This is a genomic window from Vibrio sp. ED002 (genome assembly GCF_023277445.1).
GTDB classification, from domain to species: Bacteria; Pseudomonadota; Gammaproteobacteria; order Enterobacterales; family Vibrionaceae; genus Vibrio; species Vibrio jasicida.
Genome location: NZ_CP080239.1, coordinates 2,210,743 through 2,223,339, shown reverse-complemented (window position 1 = coordinate 2,223,339; position 12,597 = coordinate 2,210,743). Strand labels below are relative to the sequence as shown.

Sequence of the window (12,597 nt, the reverse complement as noted above, 5' to 3'; positions counted from 1 at the left end):
TCTGTTACTAATTCAACGCCGTTTTCAGCTTCTCAACGCGGTTGAACAACAGCCAATCCAGTGCGAGTACTGTAACAATCGCCAAACCGCCCATCGGGAACGCCAGACACAATATCACCAACGTTACTAAGCCAAGCTTCCAAATACCGTCTTGCTGAAACTTAGGTGGCGCACCCAATGCAGCACTGCGACTAGGACGACGAATCCACCACATCACCACGCCTGTGATTGAGATTAAGATGAGCGCCAAACAGAACACTACGTTGAGCACTTTGTTAAGCACACTGACATCACCTTGATGCAGTGACACACCTGCCGCCATGAACTTGGCAAACAAACTGTAATCTTGCCACGTTACATCCACCAACAAGCGACCGGAATATTGGTCAAAGTGACTGGTGCGATCTTGCCTCGGGTCGGAAATATCGCCGCCCATAGAGTTAGCTGCAACGGTATAAACGCCCGTCTCAGAACGTGGCAAAAACAGCTTATAGCCAGTAAAGCCCATCATTTCAGCCTTGAGGATGATATCATCAATGGAGAGCGCATCATGGCTGCCTGCATATGCCACCTCTTCCTTCATATTGGCATGATCATGAGCAGACTTATCTTTCGATTCTGGCACAGCAGCAAGCTCTAAGTTCCATGGCATTTCTTCTGAAGCACCGTGGTTAAGATCTTTGTGTGTCAGTGTGGATTCCGGTTTCTCACCCCATGTGTAATAGGTTGGGAAGGTATTCCAAGCTTGCACCATTTTCGCGCCCCAGATCCCTGCCCACGACAAACCTGAAATCAAAAAGAACAACAAAACAATCGACAGCACACCACCTAAATTCGCATGCAGGTCACGCATCAAAATTCGAGGGCCATTGTTAAGGCGAATTTTCAAAAAGCCGGCGCGGCTGGCGTTGTCTCTCGGTAACCAAAGGTACAAACCAGACACCAACAGCAAAATCCCCAGACTTGCGGCGATTTCAATTAAACGGTCGCCTAGGTCGCCGATGAGCAACGTGCCGTGAATGCTGTTCATCAGTTCATAGATACTATCACTACGGTTAATGGTGCCTTGTACGTCTCCTGTGTAAGGATTTACTGCAACAATCAGCGAGCTGCCTTCTTGGTTTTGAATCGAGAATCGGTTGGCAATATCGGCCGTTTTAGCAGGTACAAATTGAGTGACATTAAAATCGGGATACGCCTGCTTTACGGTTTCCAATTGTGCAGAGACAGGAACCATTTGCTCTTGTGGTGAAACTTGTAATGTCGCTTCGTATCGAGCCAGTTCGATTTCATCATCAAACAACATCACCAACCCCGTGAGGGAAAGCATGAGCATAAATGGAATGACGAACAAACCTGCGTAAAAGTGCCATCGCCACGTCATAAAGTAGATGGATTTTGCGCGTGAGGCTTCCTTGAGTTGAGGCTTTGCCGAGTTTCTCAACATGTGTATTTTCCTTTTTTCATTGTTGAACACCCAAATTCAGCCAAACGCATCCTGCACATACGCATTCGTATGCGGCGCTATTTGACTTAGATTCGGGAGTACCACTGCTCGAAGTGGCAGTGTTGCTGACTATATACCCAAGTGACTTCAAGATGCTGGATTCAGAGCGTTGTCATTGATTCGAGTGCAAAGAAAACAACGCTGTGTAATAGACAACTCTTTCCAAGTTGTTTGAAGCAGCAATCGGAGCAATGACACGCTCCCGAAGGGCGAGTTGCCTTGGCTTGTATACTTTGTTGTCGATATCTTGATTTAGACCCACTAGACCTTTAAATCGCCGCCGCGTCTACAAACCAAGTCATTCTCGCTGAACCAAGCATCTCGAGGTTACTTGGGTATCGTGTAATTGTTTTTGTTATGAGAAAAGGGAAACTGGCGGCGCTCGAGGAACTGGTGTTTCAAATCGCACACTTAGAGCCAAATAAGCGTAGCTGTCAGAAATCACCAAGCTCAGTCTTGAAAGTATCGGTGTCGTTGGAAGTGTATCGTGATGAAAAGTCGAGAAGTGGCTAAACGGACAAGGCTTACCTTTGTGGCTGACAAAGTTGTCACCCTCTTCTATTTGAACCAATTCAAAACCGTTAAGCGTACATAGCGTCGCCCACACGCCCATGCTGTTACCATGAGCATTGATAACAGGCATCAGCGTCACTAGCACCCAACTGAGAGCACTAGCAAATAACATCGAGCGGTAAAAAGGAATTAATCTACGCATAACGGTGACTTAACAAATTTCACACAGCGTAACCAATTCTGAGTGGTAGCTCAAAAACAGGATCAATAAGTGGCTGCTACCTCACAGGTTTTCTTGAATACCTCGATTGACAGGCACAAAAAAGCCCGCCGAAGTGGCAGGCTGATGGTCATTTCTTCAAGTTGGATAAACGGTTAGCTAAACAGTTTGCTCCAGATACTTGGGTTGCGTTTGTCGTGGTACTCTTCACGAAGGCTATCGATTTCACGCAGTTGGTCTTTCGCTTCTTCTAGCTTGCCTGCATCAAGATCCGCTTCAATCTTATCAAGCGTTACCGTCAGCTTGTTAAAGCCTTCTAAGTAGATATCGAACTTCTCTGGTGGGTAATTACCACGCTTAGATTGTTCAACGATCGCTTGCAAACTATCAATCGCAGATTTCATGGTTTCAACATCAGACGCTTCTGCCGCCTGTTTGAATTCCATCTTCATCTGCTTCATGTTTTGTTTTAAGTCGACGGCTTCTGCCATTGCGTACGTTGAGCCTAACGCAATGACACACCCCAACACTAAAGGACGTAACATCTTCACTTCTCCATTGAATGCCGAATTCTGAGCCGGCTTTTTAATGCCAGCAGTGTAAAGCAATCCCTTAACACTTGCATAACCAAAAATGTAATCAAGTTTATGCGTTGCGAATCTCGTCATACTCTGCAATTGGCGTGCGGCCACGCAGCTCTAAGAAGGCTAAGAATTGTTGTGCTGAGTGCGTAATAACTTTACCACTATCGATGCCGACTCTATCCATTAACTCACCCACCAAGCTCAGGTTACCCACATCGTGGCAGAAGTGCGCATCACTGCCTGTGGTGAAGAAGACACCGAGCTCTTTACCGATTTGGGCAATCTCATGGCAACGGTCTACGCTGCCAACACGGCTGTTACCTTTCAATGTGGTGTTATTGATTTCAATCGCGACATTGTGCTCTTTAGCGCACTTCAGTACAGCTTCAAAATCGAAGTCAAAGTTGGGGTTACCTAAATGGCCTAGCGCATCAACGCGACCGTTTTTGATGATGTTCAACAGAGCTTCAGTGTGCGTAGCACTATCTGCTGGGCGGAACACTGGCTCATGAAAGCTAGCAATCACCCAATCCAAGTTGCGATCAACGCTATCTGGAATATCGATGTCACCCTTGGTGTTCATGATGTTAGATTCAACACCGCGAATAATGGCAACGCCTTCAAGAAAGCGAGGCAGAATTTTCTGGTTAGAGAAGAACCAGTAATGAGGCGCACCCGGCATTGATTCCGCGTGGTCGGTCGTGCAGAACATATCCAGCCCGTTCTCTTTTGCCGATTTAGCGTTTTCAATCAACGTACTATAAGCGTGGCCACTGGCGTACGTGTGCGTGTGGGTATCAACCTTAAATTCCATCATCAACTCTCTTGGTGCGCAAATTGGCGGCTATTGTATACCCACATGTCAGTGATCGTCAGCCCAATATTGGGACGAAATCTAACCTTATTCCTCACAGATCGTTTTAATCAGCGGCAATGCTTTCTCCCAACCATGATTGAACATCGACACAAAATCACTATGGGTAGAAATGGTGATACTGAGCAACAAGCGATCTTGCAGCACATCGATCTGGTAGATCTCCCGTGATCCGATCCACTTAGAAGCCAAGTCAGCGTCTAATTGCTGCCTATTGTCTGGGTTGAAGATGGCAACATGATGAAACTCAAGTTTATGCAGTGGCAAAACAGTGTCCACTACTGCCCGAGTCCCCCCCATGTCTGGGTCGTAAAAGGTAATATCCCCTCCCTCTTCCCAGTCGCCATCAAATTGAGATTGCGGTGAAAAAGCTTGTGCCCATCGTTTGTACAATTCGATATCCGTCAGCACGCTCCATACGCGCTGCGGCGTGGCTGCAATCTCGACGTGATAATTTAAAGTCAGCATGTTCTCTCCCTTAGCTACTTTCTTGACGCTAGTTCATCCTGATTAAAAATCAAACAATTCGGTTGTAACCAGAAGAAGAATTGCGAAGCCCGACATCAATGGGGCAAGTTCGCATGCAAAGGAGCCACGAAGGCGACATTTAGCAGTCGCTGCATAATAAATACAACTCTGCCAACTCAATATTTGGTGCTTTTCATTAAACTTCGCCATATGGATCGAGATAGAAACAAAGCGAAGCACTAACAACGGACAAAACATGAACGGCTTAAAAAACGGTGAATTTCAATATATAAAACAATGCATTAATGAAATGAAGCCGGAACAATTACGCGAAATAAAAGGCGTAATTGAATTTAGAAGGAAAGCGTTAATCGATGAGAAACCGCTTATCTCTGACGAAGAGATGGAGTTTATCACCATCATGTTCAAGAAAATGGAATAGCAAACACATGTGTTTTTTGATTGAAGACTATTTAAACAAAAAAAACAACGGCATCAACCTCATCGACATCAATTACAAACTGCAAGAAATTGTCGATGAAGGCGGAGTAAACCTCGGATATGAGGTGCTTATTAACCCCGCTAATTTAACAGATAGCGCAGCAAACGAAGTGTATGATCGAGAAATCAAATACCCGCACATGAGCCGAGCATTAATCGCACGCTTAGATAGGTATATTGCTCGCCATGCATGCGACTTTAAAGGGAAACATCTATTCATAAACCTAGAGCGAAGTAACCTATGCGATAAATATTTGCTGTGTGATATCGTCATTCTCAAGAATAGCCTAGAAAATCTAAAGGCGAATTTGGTGATTGAAATAACGGAAAGAGATTCATGTAAGCGCTGTTCCGAGATCAGAAAAGGATTTGAGTTTCTGCAAAAACAAAAAGTGTTACTGGCCGTTGACGACTATGATTTAAACTCTGACTTTCGAGAAGAAGAGCTCCTTTCCGGCTTCTATCACTTCCTGAAAGTAGAACACTCTGATGAAGCAGATTACTACAAAAGAGTGCTGGCACTGAGCAAGAGGACACGAACAAAATTAATCATCGAACGTGTTGAAACGCAAGTGGCACGCAAGCAAATTACCCAAAGTGATGTCCAGTTCTGGGGTTTACAGGGGTTCTTGTATACCACTATCGCAGTGAGCCTTTGAGAAAAATCACTCCTGACGGAAGTCCTTGAGATTACATCTATTGCATTCTACAAAATTACACAATTCCAAACAGCGAAGTTTCTTTTTAATTTTTGGAATTAAAACAGGATTAGAAATTGATCTAATAATATCGAACTTCACAAGGTACAATCCCATTCTTTGGTTATTATCAACAGGGGGATAATATTTTATTTCTTCTGCATTAAATACTTTTTTTGAAAACTCTAGAATGGGGTATCCGGCAATAAAAATATAGACATAATCTTTAGACTTACATTGCCTTATCAAATAATAACAAATAGCCTGAACAACTAACTCAAAGAAATGTTCTGAATTCATAGCATGGCCCAACTTGACCAAACAACTGCGCTTTAGTTCGTTTTCTGGAATAGGAATAAAAGATGGAAGATTATCTAACTTCTCTAAGTTTAAGATGCCAGCCCAATGTCCAACTATGTCACCTTGACTGTTTGTTAATAGGATTCCCTTGTATTTAACCTCATTTTTTAACGCGTACAATTCGTCAATAAAGCCACGTAGCGCAGACACATTGTCATAGAAGTCATGAAATAATTCGATATGTTCATAGTATGTGTGAGATTTAATTTCACTGGTCACTTTGTCTGGCATACGATTATAAGACAAAGCGGTTAGCGAGAAATCAAACGCTTTTATAAGGTTCGTCAGGACTGCCGAGTAACGAGACGGGCTCTTTTGTTCACTTTCGTCAATGGTAACGATGATGTCCGCAAGATCCTGTTCAAGAGACTTAGCAATAAGAAACTGCTTGTATAATGGAGGGACGACTTTTCCTGTTAGCCACCGACTTAATGTAATTGAGTCTAAACCTTTAAAGTCATCGTAATATGATTGTTGTAATATCGCGATCAACTCTTTTCTAGAAATTTCTCGCTCCTCTAACCAAGAAGCAAGTTCCCTTTCGAAATTGTAACTCATAATCTCACCACTAAAACTGTATTTTTATTTATTAACGAACCTATTAACCAATATCTTTGCCAATAACAAGCCATACAGTCATTCATGTTTTTCTTTCGAGATTTAACTATGACTGACTAAGATTAATAGATTTTAGTAATGAGTGGATCATACACTAAGATAATAAGGCGTCAGGTTAGCAGCTCCTTCGATACTAAAAAACCGATGCTAACACAGTTGATTTTTGTTAAAGATATTATCCTATGTATACTGGAAGTTATTATAAGATAAAATACGAAGCAGCCATTAATATAAAACATAATTTTTGAAGTCACTCTAAACAATATTGTCGAGAACGATTTTCCACTTAATGTTCATTAATCAATACGTTTAAATAAATTAACAGTTCGATTTTGAGCCTTATACGCAACTAATAACCGGACCCAACAAGTGTTCAGCACTGTCGCAAGGACAATCAAAGTCACGCCTATGATTTGTCTGTGGCTCATTTGGTCATCGAAAAACATCCATTGCCACACTGCGGTAAACAGTAGATTGGTGAAAATAAGCGGTGCAAGTTGAGAGCCACTGCTAGCTAACTGATACGCTTTCGAACGAAATACCTGTGTATTGATGATCAAAAGAGACATCAAAAAGACAAACAATGTATTCGGTGTTTCAAACGCGTGTAATGAAAGCGAGTGCAATAAAACATTTGAATCATTGAAGAGCACCAGCGGTAATATCAGTAAAGCAGCGCAACCGAACGTCCAGAAGTTGATTTCTAGTGGCGACATGCCGCTCTTACTGGCTTTATAAAGTGTCAGCTGCGAACCCGAGTTAAACAAACCACCCGCCAAGCCCAATAACAGGTCGACTCGCCATGTAAACTCACCATCTGAGCCTGCCAACAGAATGACTCCAGTAAATGCCATAACAAGTGCCATTATGGTCGATATTCGTATCTGACCGCGCATAAATAGCTTCTCGACGATTGGCATAAACAGTGGTCCAGTAGCGAAAAGGACCACGCCTTCAACAAGAGTTAGCGTTTGTAACGAGGCAATAAAACAAAGCTGACACAGCCCAATACAAAAAGCGCGAAGTAAAATGGGTTTAAACGTACTGGCTGTCGGTAACCTCAGTCTTTTGAACCGTAGCATCACTAACAGAATGATCGCTGGAGTAAAGAAGCGTAAAAAACTGAACATGGTGACCGAAAAATCATTACTAAGCTGCTTTGCTAACAAGCCAGTAACAGATAAGCTTAATGTAGACATCAACATGAAGACGATGGGTTTGTTTTCTACGTTCATTGGATACTCCTTAATTCATGGAGTATTTTAGGCAAAGGCGTTAATCAGAAATAGCGAGTTATTTTAAACGCTAATGTAAGAAAAACTTACAGATTGAGAGTCAGCCTACCGCTAACTACAAAGTTAATAGGAGTGAAGACACTATGCGCAAATTAGTCCCATTGAAGTCGATCTATGCCTTTGTTGCTGTAGCAGAGACTGGCAGCATGACAGAGGCTGCTCAACTGCTCTCTGTTAGCCATTCCGCTGTTAGCCAAGCCATTAAATCTCTAGAAAACCAAGTCAACAAACCTTTATTTGATCGTGTTGGTCGCCAAGTTCGCCTCAATAATGAAGGCAAAAAATACTACCGAAAAGTAGCTCCGGCACTCGAACAAATCGTTGATGCCACCGAAGCCTTAATTCACGACCAAAATTCCAAACGGATAACACTTAATATGGTCAACTCACTTGCGTTGCACTGGTGGATCCCACGCATGTCGAGCTTGCAAGATTTCGCTCCTCAGTTAGATGTCCGCCTATCCAATCTGATTGGGCAGTTCCGTTTAGAGCAGGAAGGCATTGACGCCGCAGTGGTGCATGGCAGCCCTCAAGAGTGGCAAGATTACTATTGTGAAAAGTTGAGCGAAGATGAGTTAGTGTTGGTGTGCAGCCCCGAGTTACTAGCGCAACCTGATAATCGAGACATTCAACAACTGCTATCAACTTACCCCATTATTGAAGTCACTAATGATCGCAGAAAGCACGACTGGCAAGTTTGGGAAGAAGAGACAGGATTACTGCGGCCTACCAACAAAAAACCAATGACCTTCAACATGTCGATTCAAGCTGTGCAAGCCACAACTCGACGGCTGGGCTTATTGGTAACACATCGCTTGTTTGTGAAAGACGACATCAAATATCGACAATTAGTGGAATTGGGTGAGCCAATCACTAACCCCTATCAACAATTTTACTTTGTATGCCCACCCCATAAGCTCAAACAAGAGGCATTTCATTTGTTGAGATCTTGGTTGAGGCAAGAGTTCAGCTAATTCGAGCGCAGCCCATCGTTTCGTCGTCTATAGGCGTTATGAAATATATTCGTTTCTGTAGTGAATAGATTAATGCCGGAATTGGTATAAAGTAAAAGAAGTACTTTTGAACTCCAAGGATGGCTTTATGAGGTTGTATCATGTCTTAATAAGTGGCGTTTTACTCATTGTGCCAATGACAAGCTCCGCAGAACAAACAGTCAGTGCAAATGACTCGGATTTAAAAACGTTTATTATTGGCGGCCAACAAGCCACTGCCAATCAACTTCCTTTCTTTGCTCGCCTGATATTACACCGTACTGGCTCAAGCCAGTTTGCCAACATCTGTGGTGGTACCATCGTCAATGATAGATACATCATGACCGCCGCACACTGTGTCGAATCCGACGTGTTTACCGATGGTTGGACAATCGATGATCTTCGAGTTTTAGTCAAAAACCCAACCATGAATGATGTGTTTGTTGAAGAATTCAAAGACGTACGCGCTATCACGATTCATCCCGATTACAACGCGAGTAACTTGTGGATCAATGACATCGCGATATTGGAACTAACCCGCCCTATCACAGACAACGTCCAATCCATCACATTGCCACAGGATTTTGGTGACTACAGTAACCGGTCAGTGTTCCAAATCTTTGGCCTTGGTCAAACCTCAACCAACGATGCGACAGGACCGAATTACCTGCGCTGGGCAGAAATCCAACCTCTTACAGATTCACAATGTTCTTCACTGGTTTCAGGTTTTAACTCTCAAGAAAGTTTGTGTGCGAACGGCTTCCCAAACCGAGCTTACACGGGGATATGTAGTGGCGATTCAGGCGGCCCGTTAACGTATCAAGATGGTAGCGGTAATTATCAACAAATCGGTATCGTCAGTTACGGCTCATCGGTTTGTGAGTCCCCTGCCATTCCAAGCGTGTTTACTGAAGTGCTCAATTACACCCCTTGGATAGAAGCCCAAACCAGTGCTGGGGCGAAGACAAATTACGACGCTGCTTTAGCGGCAAGGGAAGATTATCACAGTCAAGGCGACTCTGGGTTTGACCCAGAAGACACCACAAGCAATGACTTCGGTAATAATGGCAGTGATGGTGGCTCTGTCGGTTTTGGCCTACTGACGCTTGGCAGCTTATTCGTATGGTTACGTCGCCGCCAGCCCTTGTAGCACGTAGCTTCACCCACAGTTACACTTTATAGAATAAAAACTCTAAAAGTACGTATATTCCAGTTCATTTGATGCCGATAATCCTGTTATTATCGGCTACCCAACTATTTTCAGATCAAACTAATGAATAATGCCGCATCGAGTCGCCATATGAGTGCGATGCTGTTCCTGACTCTCGGCGTCACGTTGTCCATCTTTGCTGGGTTTGCCCTCTCGCAAATGTTTGTTATCCAGAAAGATGCGTTTCAGCTTATCTCTGTGGTCAGCTCCGTGATGATCGTCAGCTGCTTGCGCTATCAATGGCGTGCACTGCCTGCCATTATTCTGAGTTTATTGGCTTACTATATCGGAACGGGGCGTAGTCTAGAACATGCCTTACTCTACGCTCTCACCGTCCCTCTATTGCCTTTTGTTTTTTCGAGTTTGTTCCACTACCTCAATAACCGCTCACTTCATCAACCAGCCGCACAACGGATCAGCTTATTTTTTGTCATCGTAGGCTGCTTGTTCCCGTTCGCAAATACCATAAAAATGATGCTGGTGAATACCTTCGTTGACGGACGCTTTTTGAGTGCTGATTTTTTGTTTTATGCCACACTTGGCAATTACTTGACCCAATTACTCGTCACCCCAATTTTGTATGTAATGGTCAGCCTTATTACCGATACAGACACCCAATCTTATCTCGCACTCGATAAAAGGCTTAGGGTGTCCAACTCTCGCTGCCGAGAGTATTTAGCTTGGTTGGCAAGCTGCGTCATTTTATTTGTTGCCGCCGCTCTTTCTTCATCCTCATTTATGCTCAACTCGTTAAGCTTCTTTGCGGTTTTACTGGTCGTAATTGGATTAGCCAAACACGGATTAATTCGACCGCTGTTTGTGGGATCTCCATTCATTCTGTTGGTGATTCATGACGGCATCAGTCACTACAATGCCGACCGAATTTATGCTGACCAGTTTTATGGCCTGCTTGTCATCATTGCGGTATTGACCACGCTCGCGTATTTGTTGGGCGGTTACTCAGTGAAGCTCTTCGAGATGACTCAACGACAAATCCGCTCAGAAAGGATTGACCCGTACACCGGCCTGTCAAACATCGCTCAATTAAAAGAAGACATCAGCCATCAGTCTTATTCATTGCTGATTTATCTCGACCTGACACCAACGTTGTCGATGCTGACGGACTTAGGTCATGAGGGGAAATCACAACTCATCATGCAATTAAGCGAGTTTTTATATTCGCGAAATGAAAGCATCAATCGTTGCTATCGTCCGCCTTTTTCCACAGGGTTGCTGAGTTTCACTCACTATTCCGATGTTGCAGAACAAGAGCTTCAAGAAGTCGTGGAATATTTAGAGAGCTTTCAGTTTTACTGGCGTGGAACGTCTGTCGCCTTGGTCTCACCAACCGTTTATTGCTCGGTCGTCAACCAAGGGCAAGATATTGAAAAAGTCGTATCAATTCTGTGCGATCAACCACCACAGAGCGACAGCAGCATTCATTGGGTCAACGTGCAATCTTTTGAAATGGACCGCGTCGACAAGTTGAACCACATTCAGCAAGTGTTTAAACGAGAACAGTTCGAACTGTTCTGCCAACCATACATGCGACTTTCAGGCCCTGAAGAGAGTAAACAAAGTTTTGAAGTGCTGCTTCGCCTAAAAGAGCAAGATGGAAAAGTACTGCCACCTTCCGCATTTTTTCCTTTGATCAATCAATTCGGATTGGAAATCAAACTCGATCATTGGGTGATTCTGAATACCTTCCGTATGCTGAGCGACAAAGTCAAAAACTGGGATACGATAGGGCATTGTGCTATTAACCTTACGGCTAAAACACTAAGCGCGGAAAACCTTGCTTCTCGTATCATTGAGAGTGCACACAGCTTCGATATTCCCTTAGATAAGATTTGTTTTGAGATCACCGAATCGTCAGCATTGATCAATGAACAACAAGCTATAGAGACCTTGAATCTTTTACGTAAACTCGGTTGTAAAATCGCAATTGATGACTTTGGCACCGGTTACGCAAGCTTTGCTTACTTGCGTCGTCTACCGCTGGATATCTTGAAGATCGAGGGGGCATTCGTTCGTGAAATCACAGAGAGCGAGACCGATCGTTTGATCGTCAGTTCGATTGCGACTGTCGCTAAAGAGATGCACTTAGAAACCGTCGCTGAATTTGTCGAAACTCCCGCACACAGCCTGATTCTACGAGACTTAGGCATCGACTTCGCACAAGGGTATGGTGTCGCGAAGCCCTTACCTATGAATGCTTATTTGAATACATTGTTTGAAATCGAAGAACAGAGACAACATCTTACAAGGTCGGAAGCGGTCACATTATGACGCTTCACGCTATCAAATTTCGTCTATAAGATTTTGCGCTTTAAGCGAGAGTTAATGATGTCTTCAATCAGCTTTTGCTCTTTCTTCAATTTTTCGTAGTTCTGCTTGTTGCGCCAGCGTTCGAGGACTTTGTCTAACCCTTGAACTCGAGCATGTTTGTATTCAAGATGCTTTTGTACCGAAGCACACTCAGCCTGTATTACCGCTTGTTCTTGCTCATGGTGACGCAACATCTTTTGTAGCATCTGGTCGACACGATTTAAGTTCATCAAGGTGGCACTATTGAGCACTGGCGTTGTCAACGCCGATTGTCCCGCATGAACTTTAAGAGCGGAAAGCTGTTCTAACTGAACGGCAAGATGAGAGTGACGCTGACGCATCACATTTAATTGATCCCCTACTCTATCCCGTTGCTTTTCTTCCATTTGGCGCAACTTGCCGACGGCTTTTAGCTTTGATTCCATTTGC

13 protein-coding genes are annotated in these 12,597 nt (G+C 43.7%); 5 read left to right on the top strand and 8 right to left on the bottom strand.

Features of this window, described 5'->3' with window-relative positions; genetic code table 11:
• Window positions 1-7: 7 nt before the first annotated feature.
• The 5 genes from ITG12_RS26710 to ITG12_RS26690 all read right to left on the bottom strand — a co-directional run bounded on the left by ITG12_RS26710 (window position 8) and on the right by ITG12_RS26690 (window position 4,166).
• Window positions 8-1,447, bottom strand: coding sequence for a PepSY domain-containing protein (locus ITG12_RS26710; RefSeq protein ID WP_038876392.1), 1,440 nt, complete (start codon window positions 1,445-1,447; stop codon window positions 8-10).
• Window positions 1,448-1,862: 415 nt separating this feature from the next.
• Window positions 1,863-2,222 carry a hypothetical protein gene (locus tag ITG12_RS26705; protein ID WP_038876394.1) on the bottom strand — a complete coding sequence of 120 codons (360 nt, stop codon included), beginning with the start codon at window positions 2,220-2,222 and terminating at the stop codon, window positions 1,863-1,865.
• A 173-nt stretch (window positions 2,223-2,395) separates the two neighbouring features.
• Window positions 2,396-2,785, bottom strand: a complete 390-nt coding sequence (locus ITG12_RS26700; protein WP_005436021.1) for a cytochrome b562 — start codon at window positions 2,783-2,785, stop codon at window positions 2,396-2,398.
• Window positions 2,786-2,885: 100 nt separating this feature from the next.
• Window positions 2,886-3,638 (bottom strand): phosphatase, encoded by a 753-nt coding sequence (locus tag ITG12_RS26695; RefSeq protein ID WP_038876396.1) that lies wholly within the window; start codon window positions 3,636-3,638, stop codon window positions 2,886-2,888.
• An 87-nt stretch (window positions 3,639-3,725) separates the two neighbouring features.
• The gene (locus ITG12_RS26690; RefSeq protein ID WP_038868406.1) at window positions 3,726-4,166 is read right to left on the bottom strand and encodes an SRPBCC domain-containing protein; all 441 of its coding nucleotides are present in this window, start codon (window positions 4,164-4,166) and stop codon (window positions 3,726-3,728) included.
• A 256-nt stretch (window positions 4,167-4,422) separates the two neighbouring features.
• Between ITG12_RS26690 and ITG12_RS26685 the strand changes: the two genes are divergently transcribed.
• Entirely contained in the window at window positions 4,423-4,608 is a 186-nt protein-coding gene (locus tag ITG12_RS26685; RefSeq protein ID WP_038876398.1) for a hypothetical protein, read from the top strand.
• Window positions 4,609-4,615: 7 nt separating this feature from the next.
• Window positions 4,616-5,326, top strand: a complete 711-nt coding sequence (locus ITG12_RS26680; RefSeq protein WP_038876399.1) for an EAL domain-containing protein — start codon at window positions 4,616-4,618, stop codon at window positions 5,324-5,326.
• A 6-nt stretch (window positions 5,327-5,332) separates the two neighbouring features.
• Here ITG12_RS26680 and ITG12_RS26675 read toward each other — a convergent pair whose 3' ends face one another.
• Together ITG12_RS26675 and ITG12_RS26670 are read right to left on the bottom strand one after the other, a co-directional pair.
• Window positions 5,333-6,283, bottom strand: coding sequence for an XRE family transcriptional regulator (locus ITG12_RS26675; RefSeq protein ID WP_248874571.1), 951 nt, complete (start codon window positions 6,281-6,283; stop codon window positions 5,333-5,335).
• A 356-nt stretch (window positions 6,284-6,639) separates the two neighbouring features.
• The gene (locus tag ITG12_RS26670; RefSeq protein ID WP_248874569.1) at window positions 6,640-7,578 is read right to left on the bottom strand and encodes a DMT family transporter; all 939 of its coding nucleotides are present in this window, start codon (window positions 7,576-7,578) and stop codon (window positions 6,640-6,642) included.
• Window positions 7,579-7,721: 143 nt separating this feature from the next.
• On the opposite strand from ITG12_RS26670, the gene ITG12_RS26665 reads away from it, so the two are divergent.
• The 3 genes from ITG12_RS26665 (at window position 7,722) to ITG12_RS26655 (ending at window position 12,129) form a co-directional block, all read left to right on the top strand.
• The gene (locus tag ITG12_RS26665; RefSeq protein WP_248874567.1) at window positions 7,722-8,612 is read left to right on the top strand and encodes a LysR substrate-binding domain-containing protein; all 891 of its coding nucleotides are present in this window, start codon (window positions 7,722-7,724) and stop codon (window positions 8,610-8,612) included.
• Window positions 8,613-8,739: 127 nt separating this feature from the next.
• Window positions 8,740-9,780, top strand: a complete 1,041-nt coding sequence (locus tag ITG12_RS26660) for a serine protease (protein ID WP_042601229.1) — start codon at window positions 8,740-8,742, stop codon at window positions 9,778-9,780.
• A gap of 123 nt (window positions 9,781-9,903) precedes the next feature.
• Window positions 9,904-12,129: an EAL domain-containing protein gene (locus ITG12_RS26655; RefSeq protein ID WP_039975785.1), complete on the top strand. Its 2,226-nt coding sequence runs from the start codon at window positions 9,904-9,906 to the stop codon at window positions 12,127-12,129.
• A 23-nt stretch (window positions 12,130-12,152) separates the two neighbouring features.
• On the opposite strand, the gene fliJ is transcribed toward ITG12_RS26655, so the two are convergent.
• Window positions 12,153-12,593 (bottom strand): flagellar export protein FliJ, encoded by a 441-nt coding sequence (gene fliJ / locus ITG12_RS26650; protein WP_248874565.1) that lies wholly within the window; start codon window positions 12,591-12,593, stop codon window positions 12,153-12,155.
• Window positions 12,594-12,597: the final 4 nt, after the last annotated feature.